The sequence below is a fragment of the Brucella anthropi ATCC 49188 genome (assembly GCF_000017405.1).
Classification (GTDB): domain Bacteria; phylum Pseudomonadota; class Alphaproteobacteria; order Rhizobiales; family Rhizobiaceae; genus Brucella; species Brucella anthropi.
The window spans coordinates 571,606-590,105 of record NC_009667.1 but is presented as its reverse complement, the minus strand read 5'-3'; the positions used below and the strand labels follow the sequence as shown (position 1 = coordinate 590,105).

Genomic DNA, 18,500 nt, shown 5'->3' with positions numbered 1-18,500 from the left:
AACCTTCCGGTGATAAGCTCCAGCATCTTTGACTGCCCTGCGTATTAAAGTGATTGCGCATAATAACTGAGGACAGGCAGAATGCCGATAACCATGCTTGATGGAATTCTACTCGGGATAACGCTGGTTTCAGCCGTTTTGGCGATGGTGCGCGGTTTTTCCCGCGAGGTGCTGTCGCTGGTATCGTGGGCGGCAGCGGCCGCTGCGGCCTACCTTTTCTACCAGCCGGTTCTGCCTTTCGTGCAGCCCTATATTAACAACGAAACCATCGCGAAGATTGCCGCCGCTGGCGCCGTCTTCCTCGTCGTGCTGATCGTCGTTTCGCTGATCACCATGAAGATCGCCGATTTCATCATCGACAGCCGTATCGGCGCGCTTGACCGCACGCTCGGCTTCCTGTTCGGCGGCGTGCGCGGTGTGCTTCTCGTTGTCGTTGCCATGCTGTTCTTCAACTGGCTCGTCCCGACGAACCAGCCAGCCTGGGTGACGAACGCGAAATCGAAGCCAATGCTCGATTCGTTCGGCCAGCAGCTGATCGACCTTCTGCCGGCTAATCCCGACCAGATGATCGACAAGTTCAAGCCACAGCATAATGTTCCGGCCTCTGGCGAGCAGGAAGAAGCGCCTGTTCCGGACGATACACCTGCACAGCAATAAGCTGTTCCAAGAAATCGAGAAGCCGCCAGCCCTGCTGGCGGCTTTTTCAATTCTGGAGGCAAAAGCCGACAGATGTGAAATAGCCAAAATGACGCTTACACATTGTCATTTCGGTTCCGCGATCATATTTCAGGCGGGAATTTGCGAGATTATTCGCCGGCATCGTGCGATACTAATGTTCATGAGACTATATCGACGCAGCGGTGAACTCTTCGCTTTTAACAAAAAGCTATCTTGTGATAGAGAGGCGCTTGAAGTCTTTACGCATGTCGTTATCGGAAAACCGGTCTCCACTTTTCCGCGACATGCTTTAGTTGCCTCTGCAATCGAAAGGCCTTGCGGCAATGACCAGCCATTCTTCTGAAAATGCCTCCTTTATGCTGGACGATGACACCCTGCATGAAGAGTGCGGCGTATTTGGCATACTTGGCCATGAAGACGCAGCCGCGCTGACCGCATTGGGCCTGCATGCCCTCCAGCATCGCGGGCAGGAAGCCGCCGGTATCGTTTCCTATCACAATCGCCGTTTTCATTCCGAACGCCATATGGGCCTCGTCGGCGATCATTTCACCGATGCAGCAACGCTGAACCGCCTGCCCGGTGACCGCGCCATCGGTCATGTGCGCTATTCCACCACCGGCGAGACGATCCTGCGCAATGTGCAGCCATTGTTCGCGGAACTGGAAGTCGGCGGCATTGCCATTGCCCATAACGGCAATTTCACCAACGGCATAACGCTGCGCAAACAACTGATTGCTTCCGGCGCAATCTTCCAGGCGACGTCCGATACCGAAGTCGTGCTGCACATGATCGCCCGTTCGCGCCATGCATCCTCGTCCGACCGTTTCGTCGATGCCATTCGTCAGGTCGAAGGCGGTTACGCCATGCTGGCGCTGACCCGCACCAAGCTGATTGCCGCGCGTGACGTAATCGGCATCCGCCCGCTTGTCATGGGTGAGCTCGACGGCAAGCCTATCTTCTGCTCAGAGACCTGTGCCCTCGACATTATCGGCGCGAAGTATGTTCGCGACGTCGAAAATGGCGAAGTGATCATCTGCGAGATCCAGAAAGACGGCTCCATCACCATCGAATCCATCAAGGCTGAAAACCCACAGCCGGAACGGCTCTGCCTGTTCGAGTATGTCTATTTCGCCCGCCCCGACTCCGTCGTCGGCGGTCGCAGCGTCTATGTCGCGCGCAAGAATATGGGCATGGAGCTTGCCAAGGAAGCCGGTATCGAAGCTGATGTTGTCGTGCCGGTGCCTGATGGCGGCACGCCTGCCGCTCTCGGCTTCGCGCAGGCAAGCGGCATTCCGTTCGAATATGGCATCATCCGCAATCATTATGTGGGCCGCACCTTTATCGAGCCGACGCAGCAAATTCGTGCACTGGGCGTCAAGCTGAAGCATTCAGCCAATCGCGCCATGATCGAAGGCAAGCGCGTGGTGCTGGTGGATGATTCCATTGTGCGCGGCACCACATCGGTCAAGATCGTTCAGATGATCCGCGATGCGGGCGCAAAGGAAGTGCATATCCGCGTGGCAAGTCCAATGATTTACCATCCGGATTTCTACGGTATCGACACCCCCCATGCCGATAAGCTGCTGGCCAACCAGCACAAAGACCTGGAATCCATGTGCCGCTATATCGGCGCGGATTCTCTGGCATTTCTTTCCATCGACGGGCTCTACAAGGCCGTTGGCGGGAAGCCACGTAATCCGAAAGCACCGGCTTTCACCGATCACTATTTCACGGGCGAATATCCGACCCGCCTCCTCGATCAGGAAGGCGAGAGCAATGTGCACACGCTGTCGCTGCTCGCAAGCAACGGCTGATCGCCCAATTCTTCACGCAGGCGGCCCAAAAGGCCGCCTGTTTCATGTTTTTGCATCATATGGGGACTAGATGAGCATCGACCTTACGGGCCGCATCGCACTGGTGACAGGCGCATCGCGCGGTATTGGTTATTTTCTTTCGCTTGAACTGGCAAAACGCGGCGCACATGTAATCGCAGTCGCTCGCACCGTCGGCGGGCTTGAAGAGCTGGACGACGATATCCGTAAACTGGGTGGCAATGCGACGCTGGTGCCTCTCGATATTACCGATATGGAAGCGATCGACCGCCTCGGCGGTTCCATTCATGAGCGCTGGGGCAAGCTCGATATCATGGTTGCCAATGCGGGTGTCCTCGGCACGATCTCACCGATTGGCCATGTCGAGGCCAAGACGTTCGAGAAGCTCATGAACGTCAATGTTACCAGCGTCTGGCGCCTCATTCGGTCCACTGATCCACTTCTGCGCGCTTCCGATGCCGGACGTGCCATTCTGCTCTCTTCCGGTGTGGCGCATACCTGCCGCGCGTTCTGGGGGCCGTATGCTGCCTCGAAAGCTGCTGTCGAAGTCATGGCGCGCAGCTGGGCAGAAGAAACGAAGCAGATGAAGCTCAAGATCAACTCGGTCAATCCGGGCGCCACCCGCACGGCAATGCGCGCGCAAGCCATGCCGGGCGAAGATCCGGAAACCCTGCCAACGCCGCAGTCGGTCGCTGAAAAGATCGTCAAGCTCGCCGATCCGAACCTTGAAGTCAGCGGCAAGCTTTTTGATGTGCGACAGGATCGCTTCCTCGACTATCATCTGCCGAGCTGATTTCGGTCCTCCGGCCTTGCCTATATGCAAGGCCGGTTCTATGTATTTACTTATTAATGTTTCCCGCCTGGCCATCTGTTGGCTCTTTTTTCAGCGGGCATTTCTCCCCCTCTCAGACCCCTTTGTCACGTGCTGCCAAATTTGGTGCGCGTTCCCTTTGCTATTGGAGAACTTATGATCAAAGATCACCAGCGTTTCATTATTATCAGCGGCGGGCCCGGATCAGGCAAAAGCACACTGATCGATGCACTCGAAAGGCAGGGCTTTCCCCGCACTGTGGAGGCTGGACGTGCCATCATTCAGGATCAGGTCGCCATCGGCGGAAATGCGCTGCCCTGGAGTGATCGCGCGCTTTTTGCGGAGCTTATGCTTTCATGGGAAATGCGCTCGCACACGATGGCGGAACAACAGCGTGGGACGGTCCTCTTCGACCGCGGTGTTCCTGACGTAATCGGCTATCTGATGTTGTGTAACCTGCCCGTTCCGCAGCATATGGAAGAAGCCGCACGGCAGTTTCAGTACAACAGAACAGTGTTTCTTGCTCCGCCATGGGCGGAAATCTTTGGTCAGGATGCCGAGCGGAAGCAGGATTTCGAGGAAGCCGCACGCACATTCGAGGCGATGGATAAAACCTACAAACGGCTTGGATATGAAATCGCGCTCCTGCCAAAATCATCGGTCGAGGAGCGCGTTGGTTTCATCAAACAGGCATTGCCATCAGTTTTCCTCTGACGGTGTATCCTCTTCGGTTCCGGCTTCTTCCTCCGCTTTTCGGTCAGCAGCTTCGCGCTTGTTCCAGGCAGCCAGACTGAACGGAAGAAACACGAGATAGGCGAGCGCCGTGAGGCTCAATGTCTGCCAGGTAAAGCTCATCAGGAACGCGACGTAAACCACCACGAACAGGATGAGCGGCATGACGATATCGCGCCGGACAAGGCTTCCGGCGGACTTACCGTTATAGACCGGCAGGCGGCTTACAAGCAGAAACGCGATTGCGACGGTATAGATCGCCACACCGAAAGCGAGCGCCCGCGTTGGTGTCAGACCAAGAAAGCCGAGGTAGACCGGCAACAGGACAAGCATGGCGCCTGCCGGTGCAGGCACACCGATGAAATAGTTGCTCTGCCATGCCGGACGGTTCGGGTCTTCGAGCATGACATTGAAACGCGCAAGCCGCAGGCAGCAGGCGATGGCATAAAGAAGTGCAGCAATCCAGCCGAACGAGCGCGCCTGATCGAGCATGAAGGCATAGAGCACCAGAGCGGGCGCGACACCGAAATTGACGATATCGGCGAGCGAATCCATCTGCGCGCCGAACTTCGATGATCCCTTCATCATGCGAGCAACGCGCCCATCAATGCCATCGAGAAAGGCTGCGACGAGCACCATCACGACGGCAAGCTCGAAGCGGTTCTCGAAAGCCAGACGGATGCCGGTAAGACCAGCACAGATGGCGAGAACTGTTATGACATTGGGAATGACGATACGCAGCGGTATCTGCGACAGCTTTGGGCCGCGCGATAAATCCACGCGGCCATTGGGCTCAAAAGGCGGAAAAGGCGTTTCCATCGGCTCAGCCGATCCGCACCACGGGCTCGCCGCGCACGCTGCCATAATCGGCGAGCACGGTTTCGCCTGCGACTGCCGTCTGGCCAACTGCAACACGAACGGTCGCATCGGCAGGAAGATACACATCGACGCGCGATCCGAAACGGATCAGGCCGAACCGCTCGCCCACGGACAAATCATCATCCTCGTTCGACCAGCAAACGATGCGCCGCGCGACCAGACCGGCAATCTGGACAACACCGATCTTGCCATGCGGGCTTTCGATAAGGACGCTGTTGCGTTCATTTTCCGTGCTGGCCTTGTCCAGTTCCGCGTTGAGGAACTTGCCCGGACGATGCACGACCTTCTCGATCTTGCCACGCACCGGAGACCGGTTGATGTGAACCGAGAACACATTCATGAAAACCGACACGCGCATGCGTGGTTCAGCGCCAAGATCCAGCTCGGCTGGTGGCACAGCCGGACCGACGAAGGAAACCTTGCCGTCAGCGGGGCTGATGACCAGATCGTCGTCCATCGGCGTCACGCGCTCCGGATCACGATAGAAGTAGATGCACCAGACGGTCAGCACCATGCCGATCCAGAACAACGGGTCCCAAAGCCAGCCCAGAATTAGCGAAACCACGAAAAAGCCCGCGATAAACGGATAGCCTTCCCGATGGATCGGCACGAAAGTATTGCGGATGGTGTCAGTAAGGCTCATCGCTCTTCCTTTGAGTTTGGCCGTTATTTACCTCATCCTGTTCAGAATCGAAATCCATTTCGCAAATTATTCACGGCTGTTAGGGCACGTGATCGCGCCCTAATATAACTAGCTGCCGATAAACTGCCTATTCCGCCGCCGGAACACCACGTGTGACGATACCCAATTCGTCGCTTTCGCGAACCTGACGCAGACGCTCTTCCGCCTCATCCGCCTCGCGCTGACGAGCCCACATGGACGCGTAAAGCCCCTTATGCTTGAGAAGCATGCGGTGAGTGCCGCGCTCGGCAATCAGACCGTCCTTCAGAACGATGATCTCATCCGCACTGATGACGGTCGACAGACGGTGCGCGATGACAAGCGTGGTACGCCCACGGCTAACGATGTCGAGTGCAGACTGGATTTCCTGCTCGGTCGCGGTATCGAGCGCGGAGGTCGCCTCATCGAGTATCAGGATTGGAGGCGCTTTCAGGATCGTGCGGGCAATCGCGACACGCTGTTTCTCACCGCCCGAAAGCTTGAGGCCGCGTTCGCCAACCATGGCCTGATAGCCTTCCGGCAGATGCTTGATGAAGCCGGAAATCTGCGCCAGCTCAGCCGCCTTTTCCACTTCTTCGGTCGTGGCATCAGGACGGCCATAACGAATGTTGTAAGCGATCGTATCGTTGAACAGCACAGTGTCCTGCGGCACCATGCCGATGACCTTGCGCAGGCTTTCCTGCGTGACGTCGCGAACGTCCTGCCCGTCGATGGAAACCGATCCCGACTGGACATCATAGAAGCGAAACAGCAGTCGCGAGATCGTGGATTTACCCGCACCCGACGGTCCGACTATCGCTACCGTCTTTCCTGCCGGAACTTCAAAACTGATGCCCTTGAGGATCGGGCGGTTCGCATCATAGGCAAAATGCACATCATCGAAACGGATTGCGCCGTGATCGATTTTCAATGCTGGTGCATTGGGCTTGTCGACGACTTCCTGCTTCACATCGAGGAGATCGAACATCTGCTCGATATCGGTCAAACCCTGACGGATTTCGCGATAGATGAAACCGATGAAATTGAGCGGGATGGATAGCTGCATCAGCATGGCATTGATGAAAACGAAATCGCCGATGGATTGCGTTCCGGCCCGGACTTCCAACGCCGACATGACCATGACCACCGCCATGCCGACACCAAAGATAACGGCCTGACCGAAGTTCAGCCAGCCAAGCGACGTCCAGGTCTGGGTTGCAGCCTTTTCATAGCGAGCCATCGAAGCATCGAAGCGCTTTGCTTCCATGTTCTCGTTGCCGAAATATTTGACCGTTTCGAAGTTGAGCAGCGAGTCGATTGCCTTGGTGTTGGCATCCGTATCGGAATCGTTCATTTCGCGGCGAATATTGATGCGCCAGTCGCTCGCCTTGATCGTAAACCAGGTATAGAGCCAGACCGTCGCCGCGACCACGAGCAGATAGGAAATGCCGTAAGCGAAAGCGAAAATCACCGCCGTCAGTGCAAATTCGAGAATGGTGGGCAGGGTGTTGAGGATCGTGAAACGAACAATCGTTTCGATGCCCTTGGTGCCGCGCTCGATAACCCGCGAAAGCCCGCCCGTACGCCGTTCTAGATGGAACCTGAGCGACAGCTGGTGCATGTGCACGAAGGTTCGGTAGGCCAGCTGGCGCACCGCATATTGCCCGACGCTTGCAAACAATGCATCGCGAAGCTGGTTGAGGCCGGCCTGTACGATCTTGGCGCCGTTATAAGCCAGCACAAGCATCACTGCGCCGACCAGAAACATCGGGATATAATCCGGCGGGTTCAATTGACCGGTCAAGGCATTCGTCACCCATTTGAAGAAATAGGGCACGAGGATGAGCACGATCTTGGAAATCACCAGATAGAACGTGGCCCAGACGACGCGCATACGCAGATCGGGCCTGTCGGACGGCCACATATAGGGCCAGAGATTTCGCAGTGTCTTGAACGTTTCGCCGGAGTCGGCGGAAACCGTTTTGGGGGAACTCATGGTGCGTTCTTTCAAGTCGGTGGGCTCAAGCGATTTCGTACGAGATGAAACTCCGTCATCGCTCTATCTATTTGTATTGACGCAACGCTTCCGAAAGCCACTTCGAGCTTTTCGAGATGCGCTCTATCTCTTTGTTTTCAAGCATGTCTTTATCCCGAAACCGGTTCACACTTTCGGGAGACATGCTCTAGCCGCAGCATCTGCTCTTGAAGGAAGCAAAATGCGTGCGGACAGCGTTTAGTTGCTGCCAGTTGACGCTGTAACGCGAGGACTGGCGCTCAGGCCGATAGTCGATAAGACCAGCCTGCACGAGGACCTTGAGGTGTTGGGAAACCGTCGATTGCGCAAGGTCGAGCTTGCCGACAATATCCTTGCAGCAGCAGGCGTCCTCCATCATCAACTGGCGGATAATGCGAATGCGGACAGGATGGCCCAGCGCGGCGCAAATGCGCGCTGCCGCTTCATCGTCAATGCCGAGCTGCGCCAGATCGGCGACAGTTTCGGTCGAGCTTTTGTCCAGAACTATCTTCATCGTATATCGACGATATACGATTATGCTCAGAAGTTCAAGATTTGGAGACGTTCATTCCAGAAAAGACCGCCAAAGCGGAAACACACTATCGTGACTGACGTTTATTGCTGAAGCGCACCTCCCTGCGTTGGGAGCCGCGCTTCAGTTCCATGAACTCTCCGTCAGTTAGCGCGATCTTCCAACTGGCGCTTGGCTTCGCCATCGCCCAAGGGTTCCTTTGGCATGTTCAATACCTGACCCGGCCAGATGAGATCTGGATTGCGGATCTGGTCGCGGTTGGCGAGATAGATCGTCGTATATCGCGTACCCTTGCCATAGGCGCGCTTGGAAATCGTCCAGAGATTATCCCCACGCCGAATGATGACGGAGCCATCGACTTTCTGCAGTGGAGTTGCCGACGAAGCGGCCTTATCACCAATCGCTTCCGATGCAGCCGCCGTCTGACCGTCCGTGTCGGAAGCAACAGCCGAGATATTCTCGCCAGCTTCGCGACGGAACGGGACGCGGGCTGTGGCCAGAACCTGATTGGCATTGTCGAGCAGGTCGGCGCGAATGATGTAATCACCAACGCTGAGCGGTTGTTTGCTCTGCACGAGGAAACGGCCATCAGGCGAAATGAGGCTTGCGCCAAGCAATGTATCATTGGCGTGGACGATCACGCGATTGCCGCCCTTGGCTTTACCCGCCACGAAAACAGCCTGACCTTCAATCTCCACAGCCTCGATTGCAATCGGCAAATCCTGTGCAGGTTTGGCTTCCGGCTTGTCTGCCTTGGTCGCAGCTGCAGGGTTAGCTTCCGCATTGTCCTGTGGCTTCTCTGCCGTTTCTGGCTTGGTAATCAGGCGGCTCGCCTGCCCCGGCTCCTCAACCAGCGCCAGCACCTGCCCCGATTTGGTTTCAGGCACCGACACGATGGCGGTCTGCGCGGAAGTAGCGACATTGTTGTCAGCACCAGTTGAACGCAAGACCAGCTGATGATCACCTGCCTTCAAAGGATTATCCAGAACAATGGCAAAATCCCCACTGGCTCCGGCCTTGGCTTTGCCCACAACGGTGGCACCTGCGACAACCTCGACATCAGCGTTGGGAAGGGACTTGCCTGCGATCACGACCGAACCGTCAGGCTCGACACGAAGGAGGTCGAAAACCGGCGTTTTGCTGGCCTGCTCTGCGGGAGCGGCATCAGCCTGCTTGGCTGGCTCTTCGGATTGCACGCCTTGCGGCTTCGCATCGTTTGCCGCAACATCGCCCGCAGGCTTGGCGGCGTCTGGCGTCTTCGTCTCGGATGGCGTTGCTTCTGGCTGCGCTGGCGCATTGCTCGAAGCTGGTGCAGTGGCATTAGGTTGCGGGGCTTCAACGCGGGATCGTGTTGCATTCCAATAGAGGCCGAGCCCGGCGACGATTGCGACGAGCCCGATACCGAGCAATCCTAAACTGTTCTTTTGCATTTCGTTTCGAAATCCACGCCAGAGACTATAATAGCGGGTTTATAGCTTTTGGCTTCCCCCTACAAGGAATCTGCACCGAAACAGCAAAAGGTACGAGGCTTTTTATTAGCTAGGTTACTGTTCTACACAGTTTGTCGGCTTTGATTGGTCCGGATCGTCCATAAGGTTATAGAGATCGGCCGTTTCGCCCTTGGTCCACCAGATATAGACGCCACCGGCATATTTGGCTCCAGACCCTGAAATGACGTTGGAAGCGACAATAGTCTCGTCTTCAAGCTCCAGTTCAGCAAGCGAAATATCACCAGCATTGTAGTAGGTTACCGAGACATTCTTCTCGCCACATTTATACAGAACGGAGTTGGTCGTTACTTCGGTATCGTCCGGCAGTTTGATGTTGATCTCGCCAGCCGATGCGGATGATGCGGCAAAGGTGAGCCCGAGAAACACAACCCAGTTCTTCATATCCAATCCACTTCTCAATCTGGAGTACATACGGATTGAGATATAACAATCACTGTGAATGTCCACCCGGAACCTGACGTAAACGGCTCACTGACGGCAATCTTCACTGCAAAATGAAATCGCAGACGCTTGACGCTGAAAGGTCAAAAGCGCACAAGAAAATCATGTCTGAGATTCGATCCATCTGTGTTTATTGCGGCTCGTCTACGGGCCTGAATCCCATCTATCGCGAAGCGGGCGTCACGCTCGGCCGGTCCATCGCCGAACATGGTCTGCGCCTTGTTTATGGCGGCGGCACGCGCGGCATCATGGGCGCGGTTGCGCAAGGCGTGATGGAGGCCGGCGGCGAAGTCACCGGCATCATTCCGACCTTCCTGCTCGACAAGGAAGCGAGCCTTGAAAAGGCCGAACAGCTCACCGAACTTATCGTCGTGGGTGACATGCATGAGCGCAAACACCTCATGTTCCAGAAGTCGGATGCGTTCGTCACCCTTCCCGGCGGCATCGGCACGGTTGAGGAAATCGTGGAAATGATGACCTGGGCGCAGCTCGGCAAGCATCGCAAGCCGATGGTGTTCGCTAACATCAACAATTTCTGGCAGCCAATGCTTTCGCTTCTTGAGCACATGACGACCGAAGGCTTCCTGCACACCGCACATCAGGTAAAGCCGCTGGTCATCAACAAGGCGGAGGACATCGTTCCCGCCATTATCGCTGCCAACGGCAAGGCGCATGAAGGCGACCAGAAGATCATCGAAAAGATGTGATTGCGGCTTTCGCCCAAAACACAAAACCGAGTAACAAGGGCGGAGTGATCCGCCCTTAATTTTATCCGGGAGGGGTTGATGAAGACGATCGGGCTTATAGGCGGGATGAGCTGGGAAAGCTCGCAGGAATATTATCGCATCATCAATCAGGAAATCCGCGCACGGCTCGGCGGCACGCACTCCGCCAAGAGCCTGATGTGGTCGATGGATTTTGGTGAAATCGAGCAGCTTCAGCATCAAGGCAAATGGGAAGAGCTGACCAGACTTATGATCGAGGCCGCGCAGAACCTTGAAAAGGGTGGCGCGGATTTCATCCTGATCTGCACCAACACCATGCATAAAATGGCCGCTGACGTTGAAAACGCCACATCGATCCCCCTTGTGCATATTGCTGACCCGACGGCGGAGAAGATCAAGGCCGCAGGCTTGTCCAAAGTCGGGCTCCTAGGCACCGCCTTCACGATGGAGCAGGATTTCTACAAAGGCCGCCTCGTAGCCAAACATGGGCTTGAGGTTCTGACGCCCGACGATGCCGACCGCAAAACCGTGCATGACATCATCTATCAGGAACTGGTCGTCGGCGAAATACGCGATGCGTCACGCGAAAAATACCGCGCCGTCATCAATCGTCTGGTTGAGCGCGGGGCTAGAGCCATCATTCTCGGCTGCACCGAAATCATGTTGCTCATCGGTCAGCAGGATAGCCCCGTGCCGGTATTCGATACGACGCGCCTACATGCAGAAGCGGCGGTGGATTGGGCGTTGATTTAAACGCTCACTTCTTCACCAGTGTCGCCACGGCCTCAACATGTGGCGACCAGAGGAACTGGTCAATCGGCGTGACGCGCGTGACGCGATAGCCGCCCTTCACCAGAATGGCCAGATCGCGGGCGAGCGTCACCGGATTGCACGAAACCGCGACAACCTTCTCCACCTTGGATTTTGCCAGTTCAAGCGCCTGTTCTTCCGCACCTGCGCGCGGAGGATCGAAAACCACGGCGTTATAAGGCAGCAACTCCTTCGGCATCAGCGGACGGCGGAACAGGTCGCGACGTTCAACTGAAACGGGCTTCAATCCCTGCACATGGCGCACGCCACGGTCGAGAGCTGCGAGAGCCAGCGCGTCGTTTTCAACGGCATGAACTGCACTTTTTTCTGCAATCCGCAGCGCAAATGTGCCGACACCGCAGAAGAGATCTGCAACGCGTTTTGCTTTGCCAAGATGCGAAAGGACGAGCGAAACCATTGCTTCCTCGGCATCGGCAGTTGCCTGCAAGAAGCAACCCGGCGGAACCGGAACCGGAACCTTGCCGAAATGGATGAGCGGCTTCTTCGGCTCCACGATGATCTCGCCTTCATGCGAAAGGCGCGCAAAGCCCTTTTTCATGACAAGCGCGGTCAGCGCGCGCCGTTGCTCATCGCTCAGCTTACCGCAACCGCTTGCCGCAAGATCGAGGCCGGATTCCGTCTGCGTCGCTGCCAGCTTGAACGGTTTGGAGCCGGGTGCAATCAAGGCCCCGACTTCACGCAGATCGTCAAGCCGCGCAATGATTTCCGGAACGGTTACCGCGCATTCGACGATATCGATGATTTCATGGCTGAGGTGACGGTTGAAGCCGAGCAACACGCCCTTCTCCGTCTTGCGCGCCGCAAAAACAGCACGGCGACGTGTGCGCGGCTGGCAAGCCACCAGAGGCGCAACCTCCGTGTCGATCCCCCTGCCCTTCAGCGCGGAGACAACCAGTTCTCGCTTCCACAGGCGATAGGGTTCATCCTGCCAATGCTGCAGCGCGCAGCCGCCGCAATCCTCGAAATGCTGGCAGGCAGGCGCCTGCCGTTCAGGCGATGTTTCGAGAAGCGCCATAACCGTCGCGCGGTTCTTGTCGCGCGCAACATTGGCCACTTCGCCCGGCAGTGTGAAAGGCACATAAATCTGGCCATCAGGAAGGTTGGCGACGCCATCGCCGCCCGCACCAATCGAGCGGATTGTTATTTGCCCCATTGCCTGCGTTGTCATTGGTCCTTCTTTCCTGCCAGGAGATATTCACGATTGCCATCGCCGCCTTCGATGGGCGACGGGCAGAGGCCGAGCGCGCGCCAGCCGGGCAGCGTCTCAAGCCATGATTTCAGTTCTTCTGCTATGCGTTCGCCATCTTTCGGATCGCGCAAAATGCCGCCCTTGCCGATAGCCTCGCGGCCCGCTTCAAATTGCGGCTTTACGAGAAGCGCGCAGATAGCACCTTTTTGCGCAAAGGCCAATGCCGGAGGCAAGGCGAGTTTCAGCGAAATAAAACTCACGTCCGAAACCACGCAATCGATTTCGCGTCCATCGAGATGGGAAAGTTCCAGCGCACGAGCATTGAGCCCTTCCTTGTTGGTGACGCGTGGATCGGCGCGCAGGGTCTCGTGCAACTGGTCGTGGCCGACATCGATGGCAAGAACATGACTTGCGCCGCGCTCCAGCAAAACTTGCGTGAAACCGCCTGTCGATGCGCCTATGTCGAGCGCGGTGCGCCCCTTCACATCAAGCTCGAAATGGTCAAGCGCCGCGATAAGCTTCAAGGCAGCGCGAGAAACATAAGCACTCGCCGGATCATCCACGGCGATCTTTGCGGTGCGCAAAACCGTCTGGCCCGGCTTGGTGACGGGCTTGCCGTCCACCTTGACCGTGCCGCGCTGGATTGCATCACGCGCCCGCGAACGCGTTGCAAACAGTCCAAGCTCCACCAGCAGTTGATCGAGCCGCAGGTTCTTGTCGCTCGTTTCTCCGCTCATCGGTCAGGCGCTAAACGGCGCTGCAACGGCCTCGCGGCCAAGAGCTGCAAACACCGCATGCACGATGCCTGTCCGGTCAAGGCCGGCCTCGGCATACATCGCATCCGGCTTGCCGTGGTCCTGATAAGTATCCGGCAAGGTCAAAGCCCGCACCTTGAGGCCACGATCAAGAAGGCCGTCAGTCGCAAGGAATTGCAGCACGTGGGAAGCAAAGCCACCGACAGCGCCCTCTTCCACCATAACCAGCACTTCATGCTCGCGTGCCAGACGACGGATCAGATCGTGGTCGAGTGGCTTGGCAAAGCGCGCATCGGCAACTGTGGTGGAAAGACCGGCAGCACCCAGTTCATCGGCGGCGGCAAGACATTCCTGCAAGCGCGTTCCGAAGGACAGCAGAGCAACCTTCGTGCCCTCGCGCACGATGCGGCCCTTGCCGATTTCGAGCAGTTGTCCACGCTCTGGCAGGTCAACACCTACACCGTCGCCACGCGGATAGCGGAAAGAGATCGGGCCTTCATCATATTCGGCAGCCGTGCGCACCATATGGCGCAGTTCGGCTTCATCCGATGCAGCCATCACTACAAAACCGGGAAGAGCTGCGAGAAAGCCCGTATCGAAGGAGCCTGCATGGGTCGGGCCATCGGCACCAACCAGTCCGGCGCGATCAATGGGGAAGCGCACCGGCAGATTCTGGATCGACACGTCATGCACGACCTGGTCGTAACCACGCTGCAGGAAGGTGGAATAGATCGCGCAGAAGGGCTTATAGCCCTCGCTGGCCAGACCGGCGGCGAAGGTTACCGCATGTTGCTCGGCAATACCGACATCGAATGTGCGCTGAGGAAACACTTCGCCAAAAAGATCAAGCCCGGTGCCCGATGGCATGGCGGCGGTGATTGCCACTATTCTGTCGTCGTGACGGGCTTCTTCGATCAGGCTCGTGCCGAAAATCTTGGTGTAGCTCGGTGCATTTGCAGGCGGCTTCGACTGCTTGCCGGTGATGACGTCGAACTTGTTGACGCCGTGATATTTATCGGCGGCAGCTTCTGCAGGCGCATAGCCCTTGCCCTTCTGTGTCACCACATGAATGAGCACCGGGCCTTCCTGCGTATCGCGTACGTTTTTCAGGATCGGCAGCAGATGATCCAGATTATGGCCGTCGATAGGACCGACATAGTAAAAACCAAGTTCCTCGAACAGGGTGCCGCCTGTAAAGAAGGCACGCGCATATTCTTCTGATTTGCGGGCCTTGTCCTGCAAAAACTTCGGCAGTTTCTTGGCGACCTGCTTGGCGGCCTCGCGAACGCTGCGATAGGTCTTGCCGGAGACAAGACGCGCCAGATAGGCGCTCATCGCACCGGTCGGCGGCGCAATCGACATATCATTATCGTTGAGGATGACAATGAGGCGCGCGTCGAGCGCACCAGCATTATTCATCGCCTCATAGGCCATGCCTGCCGACATGGAGCCATCGCCAATGACGGCAATAACATTGCGCTTTTCGCCCGAAAGATCGGATGCGACCGCCATGCCGAGGCCAGCGGAAATCGATGTCGATGAATGTGCAGCACCGAAAGGATCATATTCACTTTCAGTACGCTTGGTGAAACCCGAAAGACCGCCGGTCTGGCGCAATGTGCGGATACGGTCGCGGCGCCCGGTCAAAATCTTGTGCGGATAAGCCTGATGACCAACGTCCCAGATGATACGGTCGTGCGGTGTGTCGAAGACATGGTGCAATGCCACTGTCAGCTCCACCACTCCCAGTCCCGCTCCCAGATGCCCGCCGGTGGTTGAAACCACGTCGATCAGCTCTGCACGCAATTCCTGCGCGAGCTGCGGCAGATCAGATTCCGGCAATGCGCGCAGGGCTTCCGGGATCGGCGCCTTGTCAAGCAATGGGGTCGTGGGTCGGGACATTAAAACAACCTGTTTCTGGTTCGGTTTTGTTGTCGGTATAGCAGCAACGCGACAGGATCAAGCAGGGCGGAACATCGTGTCCTACAGCGGGAGGCAATCCACATTATTCAGGCAGAGGTATGAAATCCTTCTCGTCACCGGGCACGATGTCGAAACGCCCGCTGCGCCATTCTTCCTTGGCCTGCTCTATCCTCTCTCGCGATGAGGATACGAAGTTCCACCATACATAGCGCTTCGAGCCGAGAGTTGCACCGCCAAAAAGCATAATATGAGCACCTTCCGGCCCGGCCTGCACGACAATATCGTCGCCAGGGCGGAATGCCAGCAAACGGTCCGGCGGGAAGACCTCACCGCCAATGCCGACATTGCCCTGCAGCGTATAGATGGCGCGTTCTTCGGCCACGGGCGGAATCGGAAAGCGCCCGTTCGGTTCTATACGAATATCCGCATAAAGCGTATCGGCGTGCTGGATCACTGGAGACTTCAGCCCCAGCATGGAGCCCATGATCAGCCGACCGGAGAAATCGCGATCCTCCATCACCGGCAGTTCTGGCGCATTGGTGTGAAAAAATTCCGGGCTGATTTCTTCCAGCGCATCGGGCAGCGCGAGCCAGGTCTGAATGCCGGAAATAGACAGTGGCCCGTTGCGCTCCTCTTCTGGCGATCGTTCGGAATGCACGATGCCACGACCGGCGGTCATGAGGTTCGCGTCACCGGGACGAATAACCATTTCGGTGCCGAGACTGTCTCTGTGGCGGATATGTCCGTCAAACAGATAGGTCACGGTCGAAAGTCCGATATGCGGGTGCGGGCGCACATCCAGCGCATCACCATCCCTCAGAACGGCGGGTCCCATGCGATCAAAGAAAATGAACGGCCCGACCAGACGGCGGCGCACGGTCGGCAAGGCTCGCCGCACTTCCAGTCCACCGATGTCGCTTGTGCGTGGAATGACCAGCGTTTCAATGCTGTCTACCGACGTCTTGTCGCCAAGAACCGGATCAGGACACGGAAAGAAACTCATGCAACGCAACTCCAGCTATTGCTCTACAACGCTTATATAAGCGGCGCCGTCATTTTATCGAATGTAGCCCCAAAACAAAACCGCACCGACAAGCGGTGCGGTTCGATCAGGATGCAAATTCTGTCAGCGTCCCTGCAACAGCTTGGAAAGCGAGCTGGCGTCAGGTACCTGTCCGTTTGTCGTCAGCTTGTCCACCAATCCCGGCAGAACCTGCGACAGCTGATCCAGAAGTTCCTGCTGGTCGATACCGGCGTGCTGAGCAATTTCGCTCAGTGTTTTCTGGCCGATTGCGTCGCCAAGCTGGCCCGGCTCGATTGAATGATTGGTTCCCTGGCCGACCCAGGAATCCACCTTTTCACCGAGGCCAGCCTGTTTCAACTGATCAAGGAGGCCGCCAAGACCGCCGCCCAGTGAACCCGGAGCCGAGGGAGCTGCTGAGGCATTTCCGGCAGCCGCACCGCCAAGCAGACCACCAAGCCCGCCAAGGATACCGCCAAGCAGGCCGCCGCCTGCTTGCGACTGATCCGGTACTGGTACGGGCTGCGCCTGAGTGGCCTCCGTCTCTTCGCTATTACCCTTCAGCATCTTGCCGATCAGCAGGGCGCCGAGCGCAATCAGAACCGGTTTCGCGAGGCTTCCGCCGGGAATGGGCGAATTGCCTGAGTTGTCGTCATAACTTCCCATCACACGATACTCCCTGTTATCCGATGCCAACTGTGCATTCGGTAAGTTAAAGTTAAATGGGTTTCCCGATTTGACAAGCATTATACCTTGCAAATTTTATAGCAGTGTGAAAATTTCCTAAGTGCGTGATGCAAAAGTGTATTTACGCATCGGGAGATATTAGATGTCTGTTATAAGCTGGATAATACTAGGCTTGATTGCCGGCTTCATCGGCAGCAAGATCGTTAATAAAAGTGGCCAGGGCCTGTTCCTGGATATTGCTCTCGGCATTGTCGGCGCCATTGTCGGCGGTGTGATCTCGTCTCAGCTTTTTGGACGTGGCGTCACTGGCGCATTCGATCCGATCAGCCTTGTTATCGCGATCATCGGCTCAATAATCGTGTTGTGGGTATACCACGCAATTACCGGCAAGCGTTCCATCGGCTGATGTGATAGTTACAGATTTCAGGCTCCGGCTCGTCCGGAGCCTTTTTAGTTCTGTCGGCCGAAAGACCTGCCAATCCATGAGCTTTCTGGAACCATATATTGCAGCCTATGGCGCGCTCGCGCTTTTCGTAATCGTATATTTCGAATCTTTCGGTGCACCATTGCCCGGTGAGAGCGCCCTTATAGCAAGCTCGCTGCTTGCCTTGCATGGAACGCTCAATATCGAAGCCGTACTGATTGCCGTATTCATCGGCGCCGTACTTGGCGATTGCACCGGATACCTGATCGGCCGTTTCGGTGGCCGCCGCCTGATCCTGCGATACGGGCACCTCGTCAAGCTGACGCCTGAACGGCTGGAACAGTTCGAGAAACTTTTCGACAGCAAGGGAATTTACGTGGTCGCGACGGCTCGTTTCGTCGTGCTCCTGCGACAGCTCAACGGCATCGTTGCGGGTTCGATGAAAATGAACCCGCTGCATTTTCTGGCGGCCAATATCGTCGCAGCTGCAGGATGGACACTGGTCTGGGGCCTAGGTCCCTACATGCTGAGCGGGATTCTCGCGCCTTATGTCACCCAGCTCAAAACGCTGTTCTGAGCAGAATTATTGGACCAGTTTATTCCGGATCGAGCGGTTCGGTTCCGACCGGCTGGCCGTCGCGGCCAATGCGAATCTTCTCCACCTTGTCCTCGGCAGACTTCAGAAGCGTATCGCAATGCTTTTTCAGAGCCTCGCCACGCTCATAGATGCGAATGGACTCTTCCAGCGGCACGTCGCCCCGCTCCAGATCGTCGACGATCTTCTCAAGCTGCTTCAACGCATCCTCGAAGCTCATTACTGCAATGTCGGCGTTGGACGGTTCGGTTACCATGAT

Annotated in this window: 20 protein-coding genes; 8 read left to right on the top strand and 12 right to left on the bottom strand. The window is 56.7% G+C overall.

Features of this window, described 5'->3' with window-relative positions:
• Positions 1–81 precede the first annotated feature (81 nt).
• The 4 genes from OANT_RS02915 to OANT_RS02900 all read left to right on the top strand — a co-directional run bounded on the left by OANT_RS02915 (position 82) and on the right by OANT_RS02900 (position 4,035).
• Positions 82–657 (top strand): CvpA family protein, encoded by a 576-nt coding sequence (locus tag OANT_RS02915; protein ID WP_012090831.1) that lies wholly within the window; start codon positions 82–84, stop codon positions 655–657.
• A gap of 344 nt (positions 658–1,001) precedes the next feature.
• Positions 1,002–2,492 carry an amidophosphoribosyltransferase gene (gene purF / locus OANT_RS02910; RefSeq protein ID WP_012090830.1) on the top strand — a complete coding sequence of 497 codons (1,491 nt, stop codon included), beginning with the start codon at positions 1,002–1,004 and terminating at the stop codon, positions 2,490–2,492.
• 70 nt (positions 2,493–2,562) lie between these two features.
• Positions 2,563–3,303, top strand: coding sequence for an SDR family NAD(P)-dependent oxidoreductase (locus tag OANT_RS02905; protein ID WP_012090829.1), 741 nt, complete (start codon positions 2,563–2,565; stop codon positions 3,301–3,303).
• 174 nt (positions 3,304–3,477) lie between these two features.
• Positions 3,478–4,035 carry an AAA family ATPase gene (locus tag OANT_RS02900; RefSeq protein WP_012090828.1) on the top strand — a complete coding sequence of 186 codons (558 nt, stop codon included), beginning with the start codon at positions 3,478–3,480 and terminating at the stop codon, positions 4,033–4,035.
• Here OANT_RS02900 and pssA read toward each other — a convergent pair.
• The 6 genes from pssA to OANT_RS02870 form a co-directional block, all read right to left on the bottom strand.
• Positions 4,021–4,872: a CDP-diacylglycerol--serine O-phosphatidyltransferase gene (pssA, locus tag OANT_RS02895; protein ID WP_012090827.1), complete on the bottom strand. Its 852-nt coding sequence runs from the start codon at positions 4,870–4,872 to the stop codon at positions 4,021–4,023. The two genes, OANT_RS02900 and pssA, sit on opposite strands and share 15 nt — an antisense overlap.
• A gap of 4 nt (positions 4,873–4,876) precedes the next feature.
• On the bottom strand, positions 4,877–5,575 hold the full coding sequence (locus OANT_RS02890; protein ID WP_012090826.1) for a phosphatidylserine decarboxylase: 699 nt from the start codon (positions 5,573–5,575) through the stop codon (positions 4,877–4,879).
• Between the two features lie 127 nt (positions 5,576–5,702).
• On the bottom strand, positions 5,703–7,589 hold the full coding sequence (locus OANT_RS02885) for an ABCB family ABC transporter ATP-binding protein/permease (RefSeq protein WP_012090825.1): 1,887 nt from the start codon (positions 7,587–7,589) through the stop codon (positions 5,703–5,705).
• Between the two features lie 187 nt (positions 7,590–7,776).
• Entirely contained in the window at positions 7,777–8,121 is a 345-nt protein-coding gene (locus OANT_RS02880; protein ID WP_010658373.1) for an ArsR/SmtB family transcription factor, read from the bottom strand.
• A gap of 161 nt (positions 8,122–8,282) precedes the next feature.
• Complete coding sequence (locus OANT_RS02875; RefSeq protein WP_012090824.1) at positions 8,283–9,569, bottom strand: Ig-like domain-containing protein; 1,287 nt, start codon at positions 9,567–9,569, stop codon at positions 8,283–8,285.
• 114 nt (positions 9,570–9,683) lie between these two features.
• Complete coding sequence (locus OANT_RS02870; protein ID WP_029925558.1) at positions 9,684–10,031, bottom strand: MliC family protein; 348 nt, start codon at positions 10,029–10,031, stop codon at positions 9,684–9,686.
• A 164-nt stretch (positions 10,032–10,195) separates the two neighbouring features.
• Here OANT_RS02870 and OANT_RS02865 point away from each other — a divergent pair, with 164 nt between their 5' ends.
• Both OANT_RS02865 and OANT_RS02860 read left to right on the top strand, forming a co-directional pair.
• Positions 10,196–10,798 (top strand): LOG family protein, encoded by a 603-nt coding sequence (locus OANT_RS02865; RefSeq protein WP_041545285.1) that lies wholly within the window; start codon positions 10,196–10,198, stop codon positions 10,796–10,798.
• A 78-nt stretch (positions 10,799–10,876) separates the two neighbouring features.
• On the top strand, positions 10,877–11,569 hold the full coding sequence (locus OANT_RS02860; RefSeq protein ID WP_012090821.1) for an aspartate/glutamate racemase family protein: 693 nt from the start codon (positions 10,877–10,879) through the stop codon (positions 11,567–11,569).
• A gap of 4 nt (positions 11,570–11,573) precedes the next feature.
• On the opposite strand, the gene OANT_RS02855 is transcribed toward OANT_RS02860, so the two are convergent.
• The 5 genes from OANT_RS02855 to OANT_RS02835 all read right to left on the bottom strand — a co-directional run bounded on the left by OANT_RS02855 (position 11,574) and on the right by OANT_RS02835 (position 17,201).
• Positions 11,574–12,815, bottom strand: coding sequence for a class I SAM-dependent RNA methyltransferase (locus tag OANT_RS02855; RefSeq protein ID WP_012090820.1), 1,242 nt, complete (start codon positions 12,813–12,815; stop codon positions 11,574–11,576).
• Positions 12,812–13,573, bottom strand: a complete 762-nt coding sequence (locus tag OANT_RS02850) for a TlyA family RNA methyltransferase (protein ID WP_012090819.1) — start codon at positions 13,571–13,573, stop codon at positions 12,812–12,814. The genes OANT_RS02855 and OANT_RS02850 overlap by 4 nt, the downstream gene beginning before the upstream one ends.
• 3 nt (positions 13,574–13,576) lie before the next feature.
• A complete protein-coding gene (dxs, locus tag OANT_RS02845; RefSeq protein ID WP_012090818.1) occupies positions 13,577–15,493 on the bottom strand; it encodes a 1-deoxy-D-xylulose-5-phosphate synthase in 1,917 nt (638 codons plus the stop codon).
• Between the two features lie 103 nt (positions 15,494–15,596).
• Positions 15,597–16,517: a pirin family protein gene (locus tag OANT_RS02840; RefSeq protein ID WP_012090817.1), complete on the bottom strand. Its 921-nt coding sequence runs from the start codon at positions 16,515–16,517 to the stop codon at positions 15,597–15,599.
• Between the two features lie 123 nt (positions 16,518–16,640).
• Complete coding sequence (locus OANT_RS02835; protein ID WP_012090816.1) at positions 16,641–17,201, bottom strand: YidB family protein; 561 nt, start codon at positions 17,199–17,201, stop codon at positions 16,641–16,643.
• A gap of 163 nt (positions 17,202–17,364) precedes the next feature.
• Between OANT_RS02835 and OANT_RS02830 the strand changes: the two genes are divergently transcribed.
• Entirely contained in the window at positions 17,365–17,628 is a 264-nt protein-coding gene (locus tag OANT_RS02830) for a GlsB/YeaQ/YmgE family stress response membrane protein (protein WP_006466196.1), read from the top strand.
• A gap of 76 nt (positions 17,629–17,704) precedes the next feature.
• The gene (locus OANT_RS02825) at positions 17,705–18,223 is read left to right on the top strand and encodes a DedA family protein (RefSeq protein WP_012090815.1); all 519 of its coding nucleotides are present in this window, start codon (positions 17,705–17,707) and stop codon (positions 18,221–18,223) included.
• A 19-nt stretch (positions 18,224–18,242) separates the two neighbouring features.
• Here OANT_RS02825 and OANT_RS02820 read toward each other — a convergent pair whose 3' ends face one another.
• A complete protein-coding gene (locus tag OANT_RS02820) occupies positions 18,243–18,497 on the bottom strand; it encodes an exodeoxyribonuclease VII small subunit (protein ID WP_002963588.1) in 255 nt (84 codons plus the stop codon).
• Positions 18,498–18,500: the final 3 nt, after the last annotated feature.